Below are 22,490 nucleotides of genomic sequence, written 5' to 3'. Positions count from 1 at the left end.
TAGTCGCGGGTCAACGATGGCCGACCTCGACCTCTATTCGCGGTGAGCGCGCGCCAGTGGACTAAAGGCTTAGGCCGCGACCAGATTCAGGCGCCCGACCTACTGACCCGGCTACTGGCCACCTGTACGCGCCGCGCGCCGCGCGCCGCAACTCCGCCTGAGCCGCGCGCACGGCATCCTGCATCGTCAACTCCGGTGTGCCGCGCTGCATCGACTCGACGAGATGCTCGCGGGCGTCGATATCCGTCCGCGCGACCACGATCGCGAGGTTGTGCACCCGCCCGCGGGTGAGGCCCACGTACAGTCCCGCCGCGTCCACATCCGGCCCGACCACGGCCGCATCGGCGGTGTCGCCCTGCACGCCATGCACCGTCGACGCGTACGCGAGCTGCAGATGCTCCCGCGCATACTCGGCAGACACTCGCCGCAACTCGCCGCTGTCGCCAACTGACACAAGATCGACGAACTCCTCGCCGATGCCGCGCACGATCCACTGCGCACGATTCTCGACGCCCGTGAGCCGGTCGTTGCGGCGAGTCTGGACCGTGTCGCCGACGAGGATGCGCTGCTCCCCCATCCCCCACGCGACGACGCCGGGATCCAGCTCGCCGTGATCGACTCGCCTCTGCTGGATCGCGTCGTTGATGGCATCAGCCTCAGCGTTGGTAGCGGACACCAACGTCACCCGCTTGCCACGCGCGTGCCACTCCAAGTAGGCGCCGACCATCCGCTCACGGGCTGCATCATGATGAGCAACTCGCTCGACATGCCCGCGCTCCGCCAGCTCGCCGGCGACCGCGAACGCGCCCTCACGGTCGCGCGCGTCTCGCAACCGGAGAGTGAGCGCCGCGTACTCGGGATCGCGGAACCGGTGCACCGTATCAAGCTCAACCGCGGCGTTCGCGTGCCGAATCGCCGAACCCATCGCACCGGAGTGCCCCACCGGCATCGCCTGGTACGGGTCCCCGACGAACGCGACCCCTCCCCCCTGCTCGATCGCGAGCTCGACGAGGACGTTCGCCGTCTGCAGATCGACCATGCCGGCTTCATCGACCACGATTCGATCGCGAGCACGGAACACGTACTGCGCTGGCCCGCCATACGTGATACCCGTGCTGGGATCGATCTCCCCCACGCGTAGTCGTGTCCACACCTTCGCGCCGGCCTGATCGGCACCCCACCGGTAGCCGTGGTCGGCGAGCAGTGCATGAATGCTGGATGCCGCAGCCCCGACCTCGCGAGACGCCACCGACGCCGCTTTCCGGGTCGGCGCGACGACGAGCATCCGCCGCCGTTGCGCCCCGAGCGCGGCGAACGCAGCACGCATCATCGTCGTTTTGCCCGTGCCAGCAGGGCCGGTGACCGTGACGAGCCCGTCGGTCCCTGCGATCGCGCACGCCGCAACGCGCTGCGAAGTATCGAGTGTTGAGTTGTCCTCGTTCGGCGCGAAACGATGCAACTCGTTCGGCAGGAGCGAGCGGCCCGGCTGGGCGAGCACGTCAAGGCGTCCGTCGAGACGCACCTTGGCCCGCACCGTCTCGGTGGCCATGAAGGCCTTAACGTGCGCGGGCGGAACCTCTGCAACGAGCCGATACACGGCCCTCGCGGCGCGCGCTGTGATCTCGGCAATCACACTGTCGAGCTGATCACGTGGCTCAACGATGCCGGTGCGTGAGAGCGCGCGCGTCGCGCCGGCGCGGATGTCAAAGGTGCTGAATCGCCCGCCACATGATGTGGATCGTTCGTCCGCATCCACGATCGCCGCTGCAGCGAGCAGATCGAGATCGAGGGCAGGCAGGTCTGTCGCGGCGACGGCGATCGGCGCACGCGCCGTGATCAAGCTCGGATCGATCGCCGCGATCTCGTCGCGGACGCGCGACTCCCACGACACCTCGTCGAGGTCGGTCGGCTTGTTCGGTCGCGCCACCGCCCAGGCGCGCCGGTCGATCTGATGGAGCACTTCGACGCTCGGCGCCGATCCCCCGTGCACAGCCGACCACTCCGCTATCAGACGCGCCCGGTTCGTCTCGATCTGCGACGACCGGCGGGAGAGCGGGCGGACGGCGCTGGCGAGTTCGCCGATTTCCCCCGCGCCGTCGATTCTGTACCCATGGCGCGCAAGGGCGGCGATCCACGCGGGGTCTGTACGGGCCGCGAGCTCGCCTTCGGCGTTGATGACCGTGTGTAGCTTCATCGCGACGCGGGAGTCGAGGTTCGACCACTTGCCGTCCGCGCCGAGCACTTTGATGTTCAGCCAGAGGTGTCGGTGGATGTGCGGGTCGAGCGCCCGGGACCGGCGGTGCTGCAGCTCGACGACCTCGATGCGCGTGATCTCCTCGCGGAGGAGCCCACCGTGCCCGCGTCGCGCGTTGAGCTCGGTATGCCAGGTGAGCAGGATGCGCTCCCGCAGCCGGTCTTGCAGCGCCTCGAACTCGGCAGCGAGCTCGGGATGCAGCAACGCCGCGATGCTGTAGGACTTCGGGTGGTTAAGCGTGGCGTCGAGCACCAAGTCCGCGTCAGGGCTCAACCGCTGGTGGCCTCGCTCCTCCCCCGTGACCGGGTCGTGCCCAGTGAGCCAGACACGAAGGCCGCCGGCCGTGAGTTGGTCTGTCGTGATGACGCCGTTGTCGACGATGAACCGAGAGACGGTTGAATCGGATGCTGCGCCATACGCCCCGAGCGCTTCGGTGCCCGTCGAGTAGGGCAGGTGGGCGTCGCACGTGCCCTCGAGAGCGTACGAGATCGCGTGCCGAACCCCGCGGGATTCAACACCCCTCTTCCATCGCTCCAAGCCTCCCCGCATGACGCCAGGGTAGGTCAGGTTTTCGCGGTTATCCAGGGATTTTTCTGCGTTGCAGGTATCTGTAGCCAAGCGGTTTCAAAGGGTGTCGCCCACCATTGGTGCCTGCGTGCATCGCTTATGTTCTTCGCCTCGCGGTGTTCCAAGGGGATGATCGGTCATCGTGCCCGTGCTTGCCAGGGGAGGTGTCCTCTATCGCGCATCGTCACGTACCGGTCTACCGCGAATCGAGTTCGGTGAGCGAGGAAACGGCTCGGGAGGTTCGGCAACGATACGGCGCAGGACAATTGCCTACCGGCTTGCAGGCTCGTCGTCACCAGCCCGGTGCCGATGACCTCGCGAACCCGAGGCGGCAGTCGAGACGGACCTGCCAGGTGGAGGACGCGAGCTCTGCGGAGTGAGTCACGGTGTGGTATTCGCAGCCCTCGCCAGAAACCCAAGATGCTCGTGCAACGCGCTTACGGCTCGGCCGGTGAACGCCTCCTGCCCCTCCACTGTCGGGACGTACTTCCCATGAGCACCCACCCGGGCGGGCATCTGCAGCGGCCGCGGCCGCGGCATGACGAAGATCGACGTCGCGCGTGCTCGCGAGGCCAACCCGGCGGGCGAGTCTGCTGCGTCCATCGGTCGTGGCTTTGGATACAGTCCTCACACCATTGCTCGCGTTGTCCGAGACTCGTGACGCCGACGGCGGGCGGCGAGCTTGTCGATGGCGTCGGCCGTGGATGCTCCACGACGACAGCGCGCTGCGGGTCGATTGCACGACCCGACGATGCGCTCCGTCTAGCTCATCTAGCCGAGCTCTCGCAACACGGCTCGTGCCGGCGAATAGCCCAGGCTCAGAACTGTGTTCAGCGCGGCGCGAGCGAGGCTGGGGTTGCTGCCTGCGACGGCGCGGGAGACGTCAACGAGCTGAGCAGCGAAGGGCGGTGGGAATCGGGTGCCCTGCATCAGGTGATTAGCGACTCGCAGATAATCGGCCGGATAGTAGTCGTGCGGGAAGTCCTCTAGGTCGTAGTAGTCATGGAGTACGTCCTCGTCGACGGCGACCGTAGGACCGCCCGTGAAAAGTTGAGCCGCTCGCTCAACGTCGATGTTGGGGAGGGTCAACCAGCGCAATAGAGCCCGTTGCTCATCTGGCGCGATAGCCGGTTGCCCGTCGATTCGGTGTTGCCAATGACCGAACAGGAGGTCCTGAAAGGTCGCGTCGCTTCGATCGAAGTAGTGCGCGACAGCGCGAATCCACCGGGCTCTGATGTTGGGCTCCGCGTGCGTCAGGAAGGCATCGGGCCACTCGGAGTCTTCCGGACTCGAATCAAAGGCGAAACACACCGCATGGGTCTGTAGGTAGTACTCGACTAGCGAAGGAAGCGATGCGGCGACCTGCCCCCAGCCAACGCGGATCTGTTCTCGGAATCGCTGGCGCATCGACCCCGACCTGAGCCCTCGTACCAGCAGACCTGCCCACAGCGTCAACGCCTGCGGCGTGTGGTCAAGAACAGCGAGTCGGGGCGCAAGATGTTCCTCGAACCACTCCGGCGCGCGGTACGCGATGTGCGGCGCGTACTCGGCCACCATCATTGGGCTCGGATCCGCTGGGTTGTCAACCTGCCCATTGAGGAGCAGGAGAAGGCCCGCCGTGCCCTCGTCCGTGAGTCTCGCCTCGTCGCCGTCTTGATCAGCCGCGCGGAGCAGAGTCTCCGTGTAGTGGTGAGCCAGCGAACCGCGATCCGAGCTTCGGGCCTCGGCAGGGTTCGTCGACGGCGCATGCGAGTGCTCATGCGTGCACAGCATCCACAGACCGAGGAGAAGGCGCGCCCTCTCGACCGGGTTGGTAAGCGGGCCGCCCAGCTGATTGTCGGGGTACGCGGTCGCGAACACGATCCGTGCGGCTACGAGCTGGGGATTCTCCGCCTTCGCGTGCATGCGCTCAAGAATCTCGCCAGCAATCCACGCGTCCCGGCGAACGAGATCCTGGATCACGGTCCGCCAGGCCGCATCGTTCTCTAACCCGGCGGCGACCATGGCATCTAGGACATCAAGGTGACGGCTCGGCCACTTCTCGAGATACGCACCGAGTTCGCGGAGCACCCGTCCATTCGAGTACTCATCACTGAGCTCGTCCGAATCTGCGAGTGCAGCGACCAGAGCATCGGGGTCAAGTTCAACAAAGATTCCCTCCGCCTCTTTCGACGGCTCGGGGTCGCTGAGTCTGAATCCGGCGGTGAGATTCGGAGCCGGGTCGGGCTCGAACCCCTGTTCCCGCTCGTACTCAGTCCGGAGGTTGCGCACCTGCTCATCGTCCGGGGCGACGCTGTTGAGCCACACGAGGACGTTGTAGCGCGCGTAGACGGTGATCTCGTCGTCTTCGGGCACCCCGCTCGCGGCCTGGATGTACTCGACGAAGGCCGCCTTGGCAACGTCGCCCGAGTTGGGGTATGCGAACTTGATGAGACGGAATACCTCGGAGCGGCCACGGAAGTCGAACGGCAGACCCCGTTGGATCAGCAAACTCAGCAGAGCCTCGCCTTCTGAGCTGCGCGCCTCGGCGAGTGCGTCGATAGCGAGCCGGCGATTCATCTCCGACTGATCGTCGAGGAGCCGCAGGGCCTCGGTGGTGCCGTGGTTCTGCACCGCCTCCCGGAGCAGATCGCGGCCCATGTCGACCACGAGGATGTAGGCGTCGTCGCGCAGGGAGCGGCCAGCATCCTCGACTTGCTGCCGTCGCACCGAGATCGCCTCGGGTCGTTCGCGACCAGTGAAGAACGCGTCGGTTGTCTCGACGGTACGGATGAGATTGAGGATGGCGGTTAGGAGGTGGCCACGATCCTTCAGCGCGGGCATCAGTCGCGGCCACGCGTCCTTGAGGAGCGAGGTCCTCCACCGGAGCCGCAGCCGCGTCTCGAGCGAGTCAGCCCAGAGCCCCCAGCCGCTCGCGACCTTCATTCGGAGGGTCGGTTCAAGAAGGTGGACGAGGAGGCGCTCGGCTGTCTCCGGGTTGTTCTCGACGATGCGCGGCACAAGTGCTGACAGCCGGCCGTCATCACGTCCGAGGTCTGCGGCAGCGAGCACGAAGACGAGCTTCCGGTGGGCTTGTGTTCCGTTGAAGTCGCCGTAGAGCTTGTGCCAGATCTGAAACCACAGGTGCTCGTGCATCCGGCCCTCGTGGGCGGCGAGCACCGCGAGGAGGGTCGCGCCATCGTCGTCGTCGATGGATGAGCGGATCCACTGGGCCCACTCCTTAGTCTCCAGTGATGGGTCGACCTCATCAGAGAAGGCTTTGTCGAGCACTCCAATGCCGTCCAGCGCTCGGAGCCACTCGGTGGCGGCGGCATGCGTTCGGAAGTGGCGGGCGAGCTCGGGATCAGACAGTATCCATCTGGCTGCGTCCGTGTCGGCTTCCGCTGCCTCGACGCCGGCCTCCACGAACCGCCCCACCGCGTCGAAGCGTTCCGCGGCGTCGGCGGTGACCCGTTGGCGCCAGCTCTGGAGGAACGCCGCGAGGGCGCCGTATTGGTCGTCCGGCGTAGATGGGAACGGTATCGGTGTGATGTCCAGTCGGTCCCAGAGCTCACGGTCGGACGTGCTCTTGTCGAAGGCCAGCCGTCGCGTGCCGGGCGGGAGCGCCCTGTTGAGGTATTGGACGATGGAGTCCTCGGCGCTGTAGCCGATGAGGACGATCGTGTAGCGCGCGAACATTCGGGTGAGGAACTGGGTTGCCCAGCCTTCAGTGATGTAGGCGCGTCCGAAGTCCTGGTCGGTCAGTACCATGCGGGTCGCGGGCGGTGGGTCGACGACGCCGTGCAGGTGCACGAGGCCAGAGAAGTCGTCGCCCAGCGGCAGTGTGGGCGCGACGTAGGGGGTCGTGGGGATGGAGAGCTCGGCCGCGGCGGCCTCGAAGAGGAGGTCAAAGTTGGTGGTGACGAGCCTGGGCGTGTTGCCCTGCGCTGTCGCGATCTGCCAAATGTCGCGGTGGTAGTCGTTTGGCGTCACGGCAACCTTGAGCCGCGAGCTCACGCGGCTGTGGATGTCGCCGCTGATCTCGTTGAGCTTGCCCATGACGACGTCGAACTGGACGGGAATGTTCTTGTCCTCGGGGACCAGGTCGGGATGCCCCAGTGCGGTCGCGACGTGTCGGGCGAGCCCTCGGAAGCCGGGGAGTTCGGAGGGCGGTGCGGATGAGACGCCGGCCCCGCAGAAGAACACGAGCTTGTTCGCGGTGAACGCGTCCTCGATGACGCGGGGCAGCGTAACGCCGTGGGAGGTCCATTCTGGTCGAGTCACGCCAACCCCTTCTGTATGCCTCTGGATTTGACCACGGTCGTGTTGAGTCTCGACATTCCCCGCACGGAATGCGTCGTCCGGTCACATCGCGCCCGGCGACGAGACGATGGGGCCTCTAGTCGCGAGTGGCCACGAATGCGTTCAACCGTCTCGCGCGACGGATCGGGTAGCGGAACTCCGGCGGATAGACCCCGCGCTCGGGGCTGGCCACCCGCATCCAGGCCTCCTCATCGAGAAACGCGCACCAGTCCTCGCTCGACTCGATTTCCGTCAGTTCCTCAGTCCACTCATCAAGATCTGCGGAGGCAAGATAAACCGCCCCCTGAACCCCGTGGCGAAACTCCTGAGTGCGGTCCTCAAGCCGAGAGTTCACGTCACCGCGAACATAGCGCGCACCGGAGGCGACGTCTCGTGCCACCTGCGCCGCACTCTCCACAAACGGCGAGAAGCTGTACTGCCCGACGAAGGTGAAGCCGTAGACGAGCGGGGCGCCGTCGAGTGTCAGCTGACCGCAGGCGAGGCGAGTCGTACCGTTCGGTCGGCGCGAGTTCAGCCATTCCTCGGCCGCGGCGAAATCCGTTGGCTCTTCGGCGTGCAGGCGCGCCCCCACTCCCGGCTGGTTGCGGAGAGGGAACCCCGTCCACTCACCCAGCTGGTCACGGTGAACTATGTCGGGCGCGATGCTCCAGAAGGCGTGCAGGATGTCGAGCATCACCGCGACGATCTCCCGCCCCTCGACCGTCGCGACATAGGACGGTCGCAGGGCGCGCGTTCCCTTGTGGAGCTTCGCGTCCACGTCTGTGGGGATATGGGCCCACTGCGCGTATGTCCGCAGCCCGTGCATCCCACCGATCAGGCTTGTGTCGTCATCAGGTCTCACGACGTGAAGCACGTGCTCGACGACATTTCGGGCGTACTTGGCGGCGTCGATGAGCCCCGCGGTGCCGTATTGCGTGATCAACGCCTCGTAGGTCGCGGAGTCCGCGACGCGCCTAGAGAGCGATTCATTGAGCTGCTGCACGCTCGTCAGGAACGCCCGCACCGGTGATCCGAGCTCGTCAACGTCGCCGCTCTTGGCCGTGAGTTCGTAGTAGGCTGCCACGGCGAGCTGGATGTCGCGCATCGTTGCGCGCAGGGGACCGAGCTCGTCCCTGGTCAGCCGAAGAGTGCTACGTGAGGTCGTCATGAGTTCAAACTAGCGGCCCGGATCTGGAGCTCAGCAATCTCGGTTTGTACCGCATGTCGCCCTCCTGCTTTTCGACCTGCTTGACGCGACCTCGAACTGCTCGATGAGCACTCCGAGTACATCAAACGCATGATCATCAAGCTCGATGCACCTATCGGACGGCGGGTCTACGTGATCGCCGATCTCAGCGATGGACGACTTTACGTGGGCTCGGCGTCCGGCGAGGCGATTGGGCTCTGGCAGCGATGGTCGGGCTACGCGCACCTGAAGAATCTAACCGGGGGAAACCGCGAACTCGAGCGTATGCGTAGCGATCTCGGCGACGCCCATATCGTCGGGCACTTCCAGTACTCAATCTTGGAGATCTTCGACCCGAAGACGAAGGCGGAGGTCATCCTGGCCCGCGAGTCATTCTGGAAGCAGGCGCTCGATTCTCGCCATCCCCATGGGATGAACGCGAACTGACGACAGTGCGTCGCGTCGACGGTGACAGATGCGCTCAGCCCATTGTGTTCTCATGGCGCACGACGGAGAAGCTCGCTGCGGCGCATATGCGGCCCGTAGGTCTTGAAGACGCTCTGGCGACGCGGGGCAGTCGAGACCGTGGCTTAGACGTGGTGAGCTAATTGGCCGCAGCACAGGTAGAGCACCAATCGGCCCCGGCCTGCCGCCGCAACCGCTATCAATCAGATAGCCGCCACCCCCGGCAAGTGGCTATAAACGCGTGCGACGCGGTCCGGCTCAGTACTGCGCTCGAGTAGTGCCCGGTAGGGATCACTTGCGCACGGTCGGATTCGTCGCCGGCGGCGGTTTGCTGGGTCGGCCGCCTAGACGGTCAGCTTGCGGCGGAAGCCATCGGGCGCCGATGAATCCTTGCCTTCACCATCAATCACGCCGGCGATGTACTCGCGAAGAGCTGGGTCACACACGTACACGTATGTGCCGCGCATGCCCCTCGTCAGAAGAACGCCATAGATGTTCCGGATGAACTCGAGCAGGTCGTGATCGGAGTAGTCGATCCCGCGTTGCTTGTTATTCTCCTTGCCCTTCGCATCGCGATACGAGCCGCGGTCGATAAAGAGCCGTCGCGAGTGCGGGTCGTAGCGGAGGTCATTGCCGATGATCACGCCTGCGTAGTTGAGGTCGTAACCCTGGACCGTATGAATCGACCCAACCTCATGGATTGAGGCGGGACTGTTGATCCAGTCCTTTGCTTGGCTATTCCAGCGAAGGCTCAGGCCATCCAACTCAATATCGAACGCCTCCTTGTCGCGATTGCTCTTCCACTCCCATGCATAGCCCGCGATCAGGCGCGCGAGGCCATGCTCTGCATTGCGGTCGATGATTTCGCGCCGCATCGCCGCGAGGTTGTCGAAGAACCTCAGGTCGTAGTCGCCAAAGTCAGGTCGCTCGCTCGCCCGAGACTCGCCATGCAGGACGTCGCGCATGAACTGCACGTAGTCGGCGCCCGCGCGAACGCGCATCTGGGTGGACAGCGGGTACCGGCGATGCGTCGACTTCGCCTCCTCGACAAGTGATCGGAGCAAACTCTGTGGCAAGTCAGCCGGCCGCACGGTCTGCTCGGCGTCAAGCAAATAGATCTGTTGCCGACTCTGAGTGCGGATCCAATCCAGCTGCGTCTTTGACGGATCATCGGCGCCAAAGAGCTTCTCGTTGATCGTGATGAATCGCTTGTTGTTTACACCGGAGGACTGGTTCGCCCGCTGATTCAGGCGATGGGTTTCGTCTACGATCAGGAGGTCCCACCGCTGATCAGATGCCCCAACATCGAAGGGCGTGAGGATCTGTCCCTCGACGACCTTCGGCGTCTTCTTGAACACACGCTTGATCGACTCGCGCAGAGACTGCTGAGGCACGACGAACCCGATCCGAAGGTCTGCGAGCAGCGCGCGATTCTCGGGGACGAAGAATTCGGCGAACATCGAGTCTGGTTCGATTTCGTCTGCATCACTGTGGTCGCGGATATCCGCGAGGAGCTTCATCAGGAAGATCGCGATGATGGTCTTGCCCGTCCCAGGCTGACCCTCGATGACGCTTGTGGACGAAGCCCCGGTCTCGAGATCGGAGAGTAGCCCTTCCACAATGTCCTCGACGGCGCTTGCCTGTTCCGGCGTGAGCACTTTGAACGGCGACAGCTTGAAGAGGTCGCTGTTCTCAATCTCAGGGATGCTGCGCTGAAAGATTCCCTCTGTTCGCAGCTTCTCGAAGATGTCGCGAAAGCTCTCCCGGTACAGGTCGCGCTCGTAGTACCGAGCATCGATGATGCCCTCGTTGCCGTTCATCACGGTGAACTGGCCGTCGCCGGCGAGCCAGCGAATGAGGTGAGATTCCAGATCGAGGCACGCCGACTTGTTGAAGGTGTCGTCGATAACGACGCGAACGCTCCGGAATGCGCTCTTGGCGGGGTTCGCGACATGCTGGCGCATTCGCGCAGCGGCGTTGACTGTCTCACCGACGTAGACGGACCCGGCCCCCGACGAGTTGGCACCATCGAGCACGTATACGACCGGCCAGTTTCTGAGGCGCTCGTCGCCGGCCACCCAACCCGCGATCGCGCCCGGCGTGAGATTCAGTCGCTCGATCTCAAAGGGCGTCATACTTTGTGCTCCGTCCCCGTGCACGATCGGCCGGGTACTTATCCCCAGTGGCAACAAGCTTCTCGAGCACGATTTCGTCGAGGTCGACCCCGAGCCGCGCAGCGAGCAGTATGCAATAGGTCACCACGTCGGCGAGCTCGGCGCGCACCAGCGCCTCATCCGCATCGTCACTCCACTGGAAGCACTCCAGTAGCTCACCCGCCTCGATCGCGATGCTCTTCGCGAGGTTCGCAGGAGTGTGGAACTGGGCCCAGTCACGCTGTCGAACGAACTCGTCCAGCGCCTTGCGAACCCGCTCACTTGTCACACTTGCGACCGTAGCAGGACACGCGGCTCAGCCTCCGCCCAACGGTTAGTTGCCCTTCCTTAGCCGTCTCGACTGCTCCACTAGCGTGTGGAGCAAAGCGAGCAGCGTGGTTACGGGGAGCAGGATGGCCGGATCCCCGGAAGTGCAAGTTCGGCTTCATGAGACGCTGGTTCGCTCGGGCCTGCGGGGACACCTCGCCTCGCTGGACGGACTTCTACCGACGTTTGAGGCTTTCGACCACGTCGATTGGCCCCACGCGCTCGCGGGACTCCGCGCTACCCGATTCGCACAGTTGATCGCGGAACACGACCGATACGAAGGCGGTATCCGGCAGATCCTGCTCGGTTCCGCCGATAGGCTCGGCTTCAACTTCGAGTCAAGGATGCGCGCGATGGCGATAGTCAGGAACCTGGTCCAGGGACATCAGAATGTTCAAGCACACCCAACGAACGTGGAAGGGTATGTGCAGATCCTCCTTGACGAGTCAGGGCGGCCGCTGGTCCATGTGAGCACCTGGGGCTCTGACAACCGAAAGACCGCGAAGAAGCAGAGCCAGGTCATCCAGTTCGACGAGAGCTCTGCGGGCGAACTAGTGAGGTACTTCGTGCGCGCGTTTGGGCCTAACGTGCTGTCCTAGCGAGTCGTCCCACTCGCGCCAGGTCGCGATCACCGTTTCCGCTACCCACTCAGGACTCTCGTGCTCCCAAAAGCGGAGCACGGTCCATCCCAGCGCTGTGAGCTCGGCGGTGACCTGCACGTCGCGTTCCCGATTCCGTGCGAGCTTAGGTCCCCAGTAGGGCGCGTTCGTCTTCGGCTGCACCCCGTGCAATGGACATCCGTGCCAGAAGCAGCCATCGATGAAGATGGCGACCCGCCGCCGAGAAAACACCATGTCGGCGCGACCGCGCAGGGTCGGGACGGGGCGCGCGTCCACGGTGTAGCGCAGCCCGGCAGCGTGTAGCAAGCGCCGCACACGCAACTCGGGCTGTGTGTCTCGCCGTCGATTCGCGACCATCGTGCGCCGCGCGGCTTCACTTGACGCCCAGGACTCACCCATCCATTCAAGGTAATCGACGGATGACTTGCGGAGCAGGCCCGACCAGGTGGATTCGCGGTGGGCCAGGGCGCAAGCCCTCAGTACGAGTTGTCGGGGATTATCCCCTCCTGCGTACTACGCTCGAGGATACGGGCGAGACGAAGCGCCTGCCGATCGGTAGGCATCGCCTTCTTCATCGCCAGTTGCACCAGGGCCACGTCTGTCGGACTCAGGACACCGGCGCGCGTGCCCTCGGTCAGCACCGCCTCCCACGTCGTCGGCGCCACCTTGATGACCCGGGAGAGCGCCTCGAGTCCCGAATCTATCTGTCGCTCGCGCTTGGCATCGACGAGGCGGCTGCGCTCCTCCGCCACACCTAGGAGATCTCCCGCGATCGAGGCCGGCAGCTCGACGCGACACCTCTTCGCGGCATCCCACGCGGCCTGCTGTTTCGCCCATTGAGTGACGTTCGCTTGGGGTCTGTCGTCGGCGGTCAAGACGAGTTGCATTCGATGCGCGACTTCGGTCAAGGCGTCGCGGCTCACCTGTGACAGGCCCTGTCGACGCCATACCGATTCGAAGTCGTACTTCTGGTCAGGAAAGCGGATCGACAGCTCGTACGCGAATCGAGACATCGCGTACGTCACGATGTTCGCAAGGTAACCGGTCTCGTACCATTCAGATTCCAGGACAGCTTCCCGAATGTCGCTGAACATGATTGCTTTGCCGACGCCGATGCGAAAGTATGCGTCGCCGATCTGATCAGGATCCTTGTCCCAGAGCTCGGAAGCGACTTTCGCATAGGCCATGAAGTTGCTCTGCGCGCCCTTGCTGACCTCGTGAGGTCGCTGCGACCAGCTGAATGCGAACTTCGCCCAGTCCGTCTTTGTCAGCCTCTGCTTCTTTGGATACTCGAGCTCGAACCGCTTCACCTCGGCAGGCGTGCCCGCGTTTCGCTGGTTCTCCCACTGACCACGCGCGCGTTCGTAGAACCACTTTGTCTGGTACAGATGTCCTTCCTTTGCAGGAGCCATAACGCGTCGGCTGATCTGCTCAAGCCGAATATGGAATGGGCTGTTGGAGAACAGATCCGCCTCACTAACAGCATTCTGGCTGTTGGCGAATCGCGAGATTGACGCGACCATCTCAGAGGCGGTTTCGGGTTCGACCGTAACGAGTTTCATCGCCACGTACACGTCATCGACCTTGCGTCCTGCCGCGCCTCGCATGAAGTGAGCTAGCGATGCGGTGGTCTGTCCGCCATTCACGATCTGCCAGTTGTGAAGGCTTCGTATGCGCGTCCCTCCGGAGCCTTCGATGAGTTCCACACCCGTCGCGGTAGTCGTCAGACCGTTGTTGTACGCGAGGAACATGTCCGGCTGGTGCGTAAGTGTTCCCTGAATGCCTCGATTCACCTTTCCCCGTGCGCTCAAGAAGGTCCGAACATTGGACTCGAGTAGCTGACTGCCGTATTCGGCGTATACGTCGGCGAGGAGCTGACCGGGCAACACAGCGAGGTAGGACTTGGCTCGTGAATCGCTCTCAGAGCCAACAAGACATGGCAGGCCGTCCGGCAACCATTTTGTCAGATCCACTTCGAACTCGTCCTGGCCAGACTCGGAGGTGCTGAGGTCCTCGAAACGACGAAGATCCCAGATCGAGTAGGACGCGGGCCGCCCACACACCTCGTCGCTTGGAATCGATCGCAGACGCTCGCTCATGACGCCATCAGTGGCCAGGATGAACTTAAATCGTTCTACTCGATGAAGTGAGTTTCGATGCTCGCGCGACAGAAGGTCCTGGAAGTAGCGTGCGTGCTCTGCTTCTGCAGAACTTATCTCGAGGGCGTCGATCAGGTAGCCGTCCTCTGACTGTTCAATGAATGCGCGCGCGGACGCGAACGCCGCTTCTGCTTCAGTCTTGGTCAGGGTGTTGCCGGGTTGGTTGTAGAACGCCGAACAGAGGACGATCAACGAGCTGTCGGCGGGGTCCTCGGCATATCCGAGCAACCGGAGTTTCCGGCGATTGCGGCCCGTGCACTGCAACGCGATGATCGTAAGGTCGAGCGCGACCTCAGCCTCCTCTAGCCGGTCCGCGACTTCCTCGCCAAACGCGGTGAGCTGAAATCCCGCGTTGCCGTGCGCTCGCAGGGTGATCGCGTTCGAGAACTCGTCGTAGAACTCTGACATGCGATATCTACTCCTCGAGGTCGTTGGCCCAGAATGACTGGGTCTCGAAGTGGGTGACTTGGTCGATGTCAATCAAGTAGCGGACGCCAGATATCGGAGCGGGCACGGCCTCGGCGCGTACTCGCGGAAAGTCGTCGGCGATCTCGTACCACCGCCACTCGCCGATATCGAATCGCCACTGCCGGTAGTACGGGTCAGACGCATCGAGCCCGACGGCCGCAAGAGCCTGCGTGAAGAAGTCCTTCGCTTGCGAATCTTCGCTTACCCATGTCTGTAGTTCTTCAATCAGGCTCAGGAGCGAGGTCCCTTCACCATCGACGCGGCGGTCCAACTCCAGCACAGCGAGTCGCAGATCCTCGCCGCGCGGATCCAGCTGATCGAGATTGGAGATCTGCAGCCTGTGATTCTGACGCCGAATGGACTTCACTTCAACACACTTCTCGCCAGGGAGAACGAAGTCCTTCGCGGCTCGATATGGCCCATGCCAGGCGCCCAGCGCTGTCGCTGGGCCGTAGCCAGCGTCACGGAGTTCGCCGAGGAGCACCAGTTCGGCAAACAGACCGCGGAGGGACGATTCGCTGAGTTGAGCACGATCCTTCGCGAGCATCATCTTGAACTCGTCAAAAGTGTCCACCATGGCGTCTAGGGCGGCCGCCGGGTCGGTCACCCCGGATGTCGATTCAAGGAGGGAATCAATGAGCGAACTGAACATCGGAGTGCGCCCCTTCGCAACCGACTCGAATCTCACATAGGTCTGATCGTCGCCGGACCTATCGACCACCACGGCGATCCCCTTCGTTCCTGCGATGTACCTGTCGACACTGCCCCGGACGTCGACGACGATCGCCGGATGCCCATCGACGTTCTGCGCGTACATCGTGAGCACCCGGTGATCGATCGGAAGCAGCTGGAAGTTCTGCTTCGTCAGCACCTCTGCAATACGCGAGTCCATCTACGCGTCCTCGTCCTCGTCTGCATCATCGTCGGTGCTCATTGACATGCCGAGCTGTCGTCGCGCGTACACGCGGTTGACCTTCCACCTCACGCCTCGCCCGTTGATCAGCTCGTCGTACTCCTCCTCGATCGTCAACTTCGGCGTCGCCACCACCACGGCGACAAGCGGGTTGTCCAGCTCGACCCGAACCCCGTCCTCGGGCACAGACTCCGAGGGATTCGTGTTCGCGACGACCGTATAGAGCAACATTGTTGGGCGAGTGAGCGACTCTCGAGCGACGGCGCGATCTCCCCGAAGGACGGGCGGGCCTTCATCCGACTGGATCCGGGTGTCCGGCGGGATAACAGAAACCAGATCCTGACCGGCAGCCACTCGTCGATTGGGGAACTGGACGGATGGGCCGACAGCCCCGGCAGACGAGTCGAGTTTGAGCCCATTGCGAACGCTCGCTCTATGTCCTTCCGGGACGCCCTTGGAGCGCACATGGTCCCCAGAGCCGGAGATGAGCGCGATGTCCCACGACTCTCCATTCTTGATCTCGACCATGTTCTGGACGATCATTCCCCGCCCTCTGGCAGTCCCGCCGAAGAATGGCTCGTCGACGTAGCTTCGGAAGGCGCTCAGGAACTCCGCGACGATGCGACGATCGACGTTCTGCCAGAACGGATCGCCTCCATGCTTCTTGCCCGGCGTGCGCCCTTCCGATCCCAGGACGCTTAGCAGCGTCTTCAGCGCTTCGAGATTTCGGTTCCGGTCTTCGGGGTGCCATGACAGCGTCGTCGACTCGAAGACCCGTCCGTTGATGGAGATGACGCCGTCATGATCCACCGCATCGCGCATCTTGCGCGCGGCCGCAATCTGGAAGCCCTCGGGGTGCCGCTTGATCTTGAGACCGAACTGAGCCGGTGTCAGCCCGAGACCCTTCATCTCGGATAGGGATTCGCGGAGCTCGGCGGAGATATCCGCGGTCCATCTGAACAGCTCAGCCGTCTCGTCGTCGATCCAGAGACGTACAAGGTCCTCGTATCCCGGCCGATATCCGAACCAACGCCCCATTTGTAGAAGGGTGTCGGCCGCCGCCGCGCGGCGCGAGTAGTAACTGACCTGCAGGCCTTCGATCGTGAGACCGCGCGCGAGCACGTCACCACCAACGTAGATCGTGGGCAATAGCGCTTCGACCTCGCGCACGCTCTTGGGTGTCTCGCGGGTGTGCTTCTCTCGGTTCGCCTTGGTCTGCGAGTTGATGAGCTGCACTTGGAACTCGTCAGCGATGGTCAAGAGCTGCTGTCGCACTGTCTGCCAATCAACATCCGTGCCGTCAAACTGCTCCACGTAGGCTTCAAAGAGAAGTTGGCTGCGTTCGCTTCGGCCGCGTGGGCTCTCCGGAACGCCGAAGTCGCTCAACACAGTCGATGCGAGCTCAACCACGAACCTGTTGACGAGGTCGGCGACTCTCGATTGCACATCGTTAAACCGACTGACATTGATGAGCATCGACGCCGGCTTCGGCTGACCGTCACGTGCTCGCCTGATCGCTGTTCCGATGAAGAACGTGGCGATTGCGCGCCGAACGCTTGCGGGGAGTTCCGAGACCTGCAGCGTGCGCTTGTGCGAGTACGGGATCAGGGTAAGAGTGTCGGCAACGTCGTTCACGATCGCCGGGTGACTTGCATCGGCAAAGTACTTTCCGACGCCTTGGTAGTTGGAGGGACTCTCAAGCGCAAGTATGTAGTCGCGAGGGAAAATGTCCTCCTCCACCTCATCGTCAATGAAGACGTTGGCGAAGGGAGTGGCCGTGATGCCTAGGTAGCTGTTTCGATTGGACGCCGCGAGGATGTCGCGAACTGCCTGGTTCACGGCGGAGACGTCTTCGCGTGAGTTCACATTGATCGATGCCCAGTCAGCCTCGTCGTCGATGAGGATCAGCGGCGGCTGGTTTGCCCAGTTCGGGATGTGGGCGCGAAGGTAGCCGGCGAGGTTCTGCATTACCCTCGCGTTCTTCTTGATGACGAATATGGTCGGAGTCTCGCCGCCGAGCGCGACGTTGCCCGCCCGTTTGCTATGGGCTGAGAAGTCCGAACGTGTAGTCGTAAGGACATTCACGCTAGATGCGAGGGTCTGATCAACCCGCCCGATTCCGATGCGAGCAACGTCAGTCTCGACGATGATGTTGTCGGCAAGATAGGCGGAGTCCACGCCTGTGAGGTCTGAGTCCACTCGAGCCTGGGTCTGTCGTCTCAAGTCCTCGGTGTGCCCACCAATGACGACGATGATCTTGAATCCGTAGTCGATCGCCTTAGCGAGGACTCCGATGTAGCTGCTGGTCTTGCCCGACTGAACCTCGCCGATGGCCAGGCCACGTCTTCCCCACGGCGCGGTCTTTTGTGGGTCGCCCACGAGATCCATGATGAGGTCGGTCTGCTCGTCGAGTGTCTCCACAACATTGCCCGCCCACCCACGCGCGAGAAGGAGCTCCTGATATGCGCTCGATCGTCTGACCTCCGTAAGAGGACGACGATCCTCAAGCCAGGGTTCGTAGGTCTTGGGATCGACGATCGCATCCCCGACCCGCAGTACGATCGCGTTCATTTCCACTGCCCGCGCGATGACCGCCTGAAACTCGTCATCGTCGATCGCGGAGGCCACGAACGGACGAACGCCCTCCGCGGCCCTCTTGAGGGCGGTGAGGTCGAGCGTGTCGTCCTTGCGAAGCATCGCGTTCAATGTCATCAGCAATGTCTCGGCCTCGCCGCTCAGTTGCACGCTCATGTGTTCTCCTCCCAGACCTGAGCCACGAGTGACTGCAGATCGACGACATTGTTGAACGGCTCGACTCTTCGGAGCGCTGGCACGAGTGCCGCCGGGTCGGCTAGCGATCCTCCGGCGTCTCGGATCGCTCGTAGCCTGTCTCGCAGTTCGGACTCGGTGGAGTCCACTTCGATACGTGGCTGACTGTCTGCCATCCGCACGTATAGGTCCGGCGCGGGGAAGTAGTTGGCGAGATCGTTGAGCGTCTGATCGAGAAGCTTCCGCTTTTCAGGGGGCAGTTGCGCTTCGAGGCCGGAGATCATCGGATGCTCGCGATTGATCGCATACCTGTAACCTCCACGCTCCTCGATCGCCTGCCACAGATACACGGCATCCGACCTGGCGCTCGCCCGTCCCCGGAATCGATGCAGCCGCTTGCTTCCGCCTGTGACGTGCTCGATGATCTGACGAAACCGACTTCGAAACGCCTGCGGAGGTTCCACCCGGGACTTCTTGATGTCGAGTTGCCACTGCTGATCGAGCTCTGGAGGGATGTCGACCCTTACTCTCGACTGCTTGGTCAGCTCATCGAGCTTTGCCAAGCCGAACCACCCCCCGTGACTGATCAGACGTTTATTGCGGTAGACGTAAAATCCTTGGTGGTCGCGCATGCTTGAGCCGAGATCGCTGCGCTTCCGGTCGCGGGCGCTGAGCGCGGACGGATGCGGGAGAGTGAACGGGTCTACGTCCACCGTGTGTCCCTCAATCACCACAGTTTCCCGCGGGCCCGCCTGGGTCTTCGAGTTGGACTCTAGGAAAGGGTCCACTGGCGCAACAGCAACGCCGTTCACCTCGACGCGCACGGAACCACGTCCCTCCAAGAACCGCTGGAAGACCAGCCCCAGGTGATGGCGGAGGTGCTGGAGACGTTCGGAGATTTCGAGCGCCGGGTCTCCCGCGCCGGCGAGGAGGTAGTCGAGCGTCTGCCAGACGACGAGGGTCGCATTGGTGTCCAGACTGAGGCGGTCCGCTTGAGGAATGACTGACAGATCTTGGGCGTCGAGCACGCGGATTGACCAGCTCCCGGTCTGAAGCACATGGTCGATGTCCCACTGCAACCCGGTGAGGACTCCGCCCCGCACAGTCACAACGCTGAGTCGGCGACATTGTGAAAGCGACGCTGTCTTGAGTCCCAGGCCGAAGCGCCCGAGATCTGTCGAGCTCCGCTCAATCCGACTGGTTCCCGCGAGCTTCAGCGCTTCCCGCGCTTCGTCGCTTGTCATGCCGCTGCCGTCGTCCAGGAACGCGATGTAGCTCGCGTCGACTGAGTCAGCCACAATCTGAACATGCCGCGCACCAGCGGCGATGCTGTTGTCGACGATGTCTGCCACTGCAGCATCGAATGAGTAGCCGACGGACCGCATCGACTCGAGCAGCTCTACACCAGGGACAAGGATTTCGTCGTGCAATGCGCTACGTCTCTGTAGAAGTGCTCGAGTTGGCCAGCTCCACGATGTCAGGCGAGGAGACGCGACTGCAGGTTTGAATCGATGCTTGCATAGGTCGTTCCGCTGAAGGTCTTGAACAAAGCCTCGAAGATGCGCTGGGCTCCGAGAACAGGAACTGCCATCCCAACCTGCTTGCGGACGCTTTCCTTCGTGCCCTTGAACGTGAAGTCATCGGGGAAGGTCTGTAGGCGGGCTCGCTCCCGATTCGTGAGAGCGCGCGGCTCTTCCCAGTGGTAGCCGTGCGTGCCTCCCCCTCCAGATCCCGTCATCGTGTACGCCGGCTGGTTCGGGTGCAAGCGTCGATAGATGTGGCTAAGGGTCACACCCTTGATGTTGAGCCGCAGATCTGCAGGGATGTCGGCATTGAAGGCGTTCTGGCCGGGCTCGATGTAGGAGAGCCTCTCCACAACACGCGGAGACTGCCGCGTCAGCTCCTGGTTCGTCGCCCAAGCCGGTATACCTGCGAGGGCGCGGGACGCCGTCTCCCAAGTGTCCGCTGTCGGGTGCGACGGAGCCGGCACCCGGAACTCGACCCTAAGGTCACTTCGGACCCCGACGATGATGATGCGATGGCGCCTTTGGGGCACGCCATACTCCTCAAACCGGTACAGATGGGGAGTAAGCGTGTACCCAGGCCCGGCGGCAGACATCGCGTCGAGAATCTGCTCAAAATCGCTACCGCCGTTTGAGCTCTTGAGCCCACTGACATTCTCAGCGACGAACCACTCGGGCTGGTGGTGGTCGAGCACGTCGATTCCGTATCGATACAGCGGGCCGAACTCTCCATTGAGGCCGAGGTTCTCTCCCACCACGCTGTAGTCATTGCACGGAAACCCAAAGGCGAAGCCATCGATCCTTCTCAACGACTTCACATCGAGGTTTCGGACGTCCTCGCAATGAACGGTCTCCGGCGTCGCCCCATGAATATTGGCGAGATACGTCTGGCATGTGGCGTCGTCGTAGTCATTGGCCCAACCGTGGCGAAGGTCGACTCCAAGTCGTGATGCGGCAAGATGTGCGCCGGCCGCCATACCGCCCGGTCCGGAGAACAGCTCACCCATCGTGAAGTTCAGGCCCAATGCGATCTCCATATCAATTCAGCGGCGCCGTATCGTCCAGCCTCGAGCGTCCCGCGGATCGCAACCCGGCGTCTAGCTAGCAGCTTACCCGCTCGCGAGGCCACCGGCGGTGAGTCCACGACGTGTCGCGCAAGTCAATGTACGGAGGGTGGCGGACATCGCTCGAGCGGGCGCTCAACAGCGCCCATCCAAGTCAAGGGTCATCACTTGAGAGAGCTCAGGAATCAGCACTCTCAAGTCGTCGTAGTCATCCTCCGGCCCGACATCCAACCACAGCGGTCGGGTTCGGCGTAGTACCGGGATGTGGAATGTCGCCCGCGCGCAGCGCCGGGAGTGTGTCGTCGAAAGCGCCGCGCGGAGCCGGGCACGATCGGCAGGCGCTCCGCGCCGGACGACGGCGATCCGCTCACTCGCCGGCAACACTTGGCGGCGTCCGCAAGCATCGCCAGGCAAACCGCCTCGGTGTCGTTGACGCGGTCACTGGAGTGTCCGAAACTGGCTCGAGACTGGGCCGTCGAACCGGCAGGAGCGGAGGTCGAGATGGGCACCATCACCTCGTACGGGACGGTGAAAGGGCGCCGCTACCGCGTGCGGTATCGCAAGCCTGATCGCACCGAGACCCAGAAGCGCGGCTTCACGACGATGCGCGAAGCGCAGCACTACCTCTCTTTGGTGACGGTGTCGAAGTCGAAGGGCGAGTACATCGATCCCGTCGCTTCGCGGGTGCCGGTCCGGATGTTCGCCGACAGCTGGCTGCGATCCAAGCAGCCGCCGATGTCGAAGCCCTCGTACTACATGACACTTGAGCAGGCGTGGAAGAACCATGTTGAACCGGTCTGGGCGGACAGGGAGATCTGGTCGATCCGACGCTCTGAAGTTCAGGATTGGGTGTCCGAGCTCGCGACGCAGAAGTCGCGCACCGTCGTCCTTCGCGCGCTCGGCGTCCTCGCCGGCATCCTCGACGTCGCCATCGACGATCGTCGCCTCTCGAACAATCCGGCCCGCCACATTCGCAATCTCCCCCGAAACGGTCCGGGCAAGCGCCGCGTCTATCTCACACATGACCAGGTGGCGACCCTGGCGGCGTGCTCGGCGCATCCGACCATGGTTCTGACGCTCGCCTACACGGGCCTGCGCTGGGGCGAGGCGACCGGGTTGCGCGTGCGTAGCGTGAACCGGCTACGCAAGCGTTTCGTCATCGAGGAGAACGCGGTGATGATCGGCTACGAGATCCATGTCGGCACGCCGAAGACGCACGAGAAGCGCTCAGTCCCCTATCCGGAACGCCTCGCTCCGATGATCGAGCAGGCCTGTGCAGGCAAGGGCCCCGAAGGGCTGCTCTTCGGGGACGGGATCAGTCACATGCGCAACTCGGGCAGTCAGGGCTGGTTCGCGAACGCGGTGAAGCGCGCGCAGGCGGTCGATCCATCGATCCCGCGGCTCACGCCCCACGACCTCCGACACACCGCCGCATCTCTGGCGATCAGCTCCGGCGCGAACGTGAAGGCCGTGCAGCGGATGCTCGGGCACGCGTCGGCTGCGATGACTCTCGACACCTACGCCGACCTCTTCGACGACGATTTGGATGCCGTCGCAGCGCGCCTCAACGACGCGATGCCACTGGTCGCGCTGCCGGCGGGCCCGCAGACCCGCTACGCGCGGCCGCAGCGGCCCTAGAGCAGATTGCTCAGTTTTTAAGGCCCCGAAGTTCGCTCAGAATGCTCGATTTCGACGTTCTGAGACGCCGCACGAAGCACTGTGTAGAGCCTCGTTTCCGGCT

General features: G+C 63.2%; 14 protein-coding genes. 3 read left to right on the top strand and 11 right to left on the bottom strand.

Features of this window, described 5'->3' with window-relative positions:
- Positions 1–61: 61 nt before the first annotated feature.
- The 3 genes from QZL85_RS00640 to QZL85_RS00630 form a co-directional block, all read right to left on the bottom strand.
- Positions 62–2,803, bottom strand: a complete 2,742-nt coding sequence (locus QZL85_RS00640; protein WP_295572362.1) for an AAA family ATPase — start codon at positions 2,801–2,803, stop codon at positions 62–64.
- A gap of 789 nt (positions 2,804–3,592) precedes the next feature.
- A complete protein-coding gene (locus tag QZL85_RS00635) occupies positions 3,593–7,084 on the bottom strand; it encodes an SIR2 family protein (protein WP_295572359.1) in 3,492 nt (1,163 codons plus the stop codon).
- Positions 7,085–7,199: 115 nt separating this feature from the next.
- Positions 7,200–8,270 carry a hypothetical protein gene (locus QZL85_RS00630; RefSeq protein ID WP_295572356.1) on the bottom strand — a complete coding sequence of 357 codons (1,071 nt, stop codon included), beginning with the start codon at positions 8,268–8,270 and terminating at the stop codon, positions 7,200–7,202.
- 129 nt (positions 8,271–8,399) lie between these two features.
- Here QZL85_RS00630 and QZL85_RS00625 point away from each other — a divergent pair, with 129 nt between their 5' ends.
- Positions 8,400–8,735, top strand: coding sequence for a GIY-YIG nuclease family protein (locus QZL85_RS00625; protein ID WP_295572354.1), 336 nt, complete (start codon positions 8,400–8,402; stop codon positions 8,733–8,735).
- A gap of 362 nt (positions 8,736–9,097) precedes the next feature.
- Here the strand turns inward: QZL85_RS00625 and QZL85_RS00620 are convergent, their stop codons facing one another.
- Positions 9,098–10,888 carry a DUF2075 domain-containing protein gene (locus tag QZL85_RS00620; RefSeq protein ID WP_295572351.1) on the bottom strand — a complete coding sequence of 597 codons (1,791 nt, stop codon included), beginning with the start codon at positions 10,886–10,888 and terminating at the stop codon, positions 9,098–9,100.
- Entirely contained in the window at positions 10,875–11,195 is a 321-nt protein-coding gene (locus QZL85_RS00615; protein WP_295572348.1) for a nucleotide pyrophosphohydrolase, read from the bottom strand. The genes QZL85_RS00620 and QZL85_RS00615 overlap by 14 nt, the downstream gene beginning before the upstream one ends.
- 124 nt (positions 11,196–11,319) lie before the next feature.
- On the opposite strand from QZL85_RS00615, the gene QZL85_RS00610 reads away from it, so the two are divergent.
- Positions 11,320–11,832: a hypothetical protein gene (locus QZL85_RS00610; protein ID WP_295572346.1), complete on the top strand. Its 513-nt coding sequence runs from the start codon at positions 11,320–11,322 to the stop codon at positions 11,830–11,832.
- Here QZL85_RS00610 and QZL85_RS00605 read toward each other — a convergent pair.
- The 6 genes from QZL85_RS00605 to QZL85_RS00580 all read right to left on the bottom strand — a co-directional run bounded on the left by QZL85_RS00605 (position 11,785) and on the right by QZL85_RS00580 (position 20,722).
- Entirely contained in the window at positions 11,785–12,252 is a 468-nt protein-coding gene (locus tag QZL85_RS00605) for a very short patch repair endonuclease (protein ID WP_295572343.1), read from the bottom strand. The genes QZL85_RS00610 and QZL85_RS00605 overlap by 48 nt on opposite strands.
- A 77-nt stretch (positions 12,253–12,329) precedes the next feature.
- Positions 12,330–14,420: an AIPR family protein gene (locus QZL85_RS00600; RefSeq protein ID WP_295572340.1), complete on the bottom strand. Its 2,091-nt coding sequence runs from the start codon at positions 14,418–14,420 to the stop codon at positions 12,330–12,332.
- Between the two features lie 7 nt (positions 14,421–14,427).
- Positions 14,428–15,372 (bottom strand): PD-(D/E)XK motif protein, encoded by a 945-nt coding sequence (locus tag QZL85_RS00595; RefSeq protein ID WP_295572338.1) that lies wholly within the window; start codon positions 15,370–15,372, stop codon positions 14,428–14,430.
- On the bottom strand, positions 15,373–18,144 hold the full coding sequence (locus tag QZL85_RS00590; protein WP_295572337.1) for a Z1 domain-containing protein: 2,772 nt from the start codon (positions 18,142–18,144) through the stop codon (positions 15,373–15,375).
- The gene (locus QZL85_RS00585) at positions 18,141–19,547 is read right to left on the bottom strand and encodes an ATP-binding protein (protein ID WP_295573882.1); all 1,407 of its coding nucleotides are present in this window, start codon (positions 19,545–19,547) and stop codon (positions 18,141–18,143) included. The genes QZL85_RS00590 and QZL85_RS00585 overlap by 4 nt, the downstream gene beginning before the upstream one ends.
- Before the next feature lie 92 nt (positions 19,548–19,639).
- Positions 19,640–20,722 carry a DNA cytosine methyltransferase gene (locus QZL85_RS00580; RefSeq protein WP_295572334.1) on the bottom strand — a complete coding sequence of 361 codons (1,083 nt, stop codon included), beginning with the start codon at positions 20,720–20,722 and terminating at the stop codon, positions 19,640–19,642.
- A 528-nt stretch (positions 20,723–21,250) separates the two neighbouring features.
- On the opposite strand from QZL85_RS00580, the gene QZL85_RS00575 reads away from it, so the two are divergent.
- The gene (locus QZL85_RS00575; protein WP_295572332.1) at positions 21,251–22,387 is read left to right on the top strand and encodes a site-specific integrase; all 1,137 of its coding nucleotides are present in this window, start codon (positions 21,251–21,253) and stop codon (positions 22,385–22,387) included.
- Positions 22,388–22,490 lie beyond the last annotated feature (103 nt).

It is taken from the genome of uncultured Microbacterium sp. (assembly GCF_900078385.1).
In the GTDB taxonomy this organism is placed as follows: domain Bacteria; phylum Actinomycetota; class Actinomycetes; order Actinomycetales; family Microbacteriaceae; genus Microbacterium.
This window is presented reverse-complemented; position numbering and strand designations above follow the sequence as displayed.

Coding starts and splice junctions, on each gene's coding strand:
- QZL85_RS00640 (WP_295572362.1), bottom strand. CDS start 2,803: ATGCGGGGAGGCTTGGAGCGATGGAAGAGGGGTGTTGAATCCCGCGGG.
- QZL85_RS00630 (WP_295572356.1), bottom strand. CDS start 8,270: ATGACGACCTCACGTAGCACTCTTCGGCTGACCAGGGACGAGCTCGGT.
- QZL85_RS00625 (WP_295572354.1), top strand. CDS start 8,400: ATGATCATCAAGCTCGATGCACCTATCGGACGGCGGGTCTACGTGATC.
- QZL85_RS00620 (WP_295572351.1), bottom strand. CDS start 10,888: ATGACGCCCTTTGAGATCGAGCGACTGAATCTCACGCCGGGCGCGATC.
- QZL85_RS00610 (WP_295572346.1), top strand. CDS start 11,320: ATGGCCGGATCCCCGGAAGTGCAAGTTCGGCTTCATGAGACGCTGGTT.
- QZL85_RS00605 (WP_295572343.1), bottom strand. CDS start 12,252: ATGGGTGAGTCCTGGGCGTCAAGTGAAGCCGCGCGGCGCACGATGGTC.
- QZL85_RS00600 (WP_295572340.1), bottom strand. CDS start 14,420: ATGTCAGAGTTCTACGACGAGTTCTCGAACGCGATCACCCTGCGAGCG.
- QZL85_RS00595 (WP_295572338.1), bottom strand. CDS start 15,372: ATGGACTCGCGTATTGCAGAGGTGCTGACGAAGCAGAACTTCCAGCTG.
- QZL85_RS00590 (WP_295572337.1), bottom strand. CDS start 18,144: ATGAGCGTGCAACTGAGCGGCGAGGCCGAGACATTGCTGATGACATTG.
- QZL85_RS00585 (WP_295573882.1), bottom strand. CDS start 19,547: ATGCGGTCCGTCGGCTACTCATTCGATGCTGCAGTGGCAGACATCGTC.
- QZL85_RS00580 (WP_295572334.1), bottom strand. CDS start 20,722: ATGGAGATCGCATTGGGCCTGAACTTCACGATGGGTGAGCTGTTCTCC.
- QZL85_RS00575 (WP_295572332.1), top strand. CDS start 21,251: ATGGGCACCATCACCTCGTACGGGACGGTGAAAGGGCGCCGCTACCGC.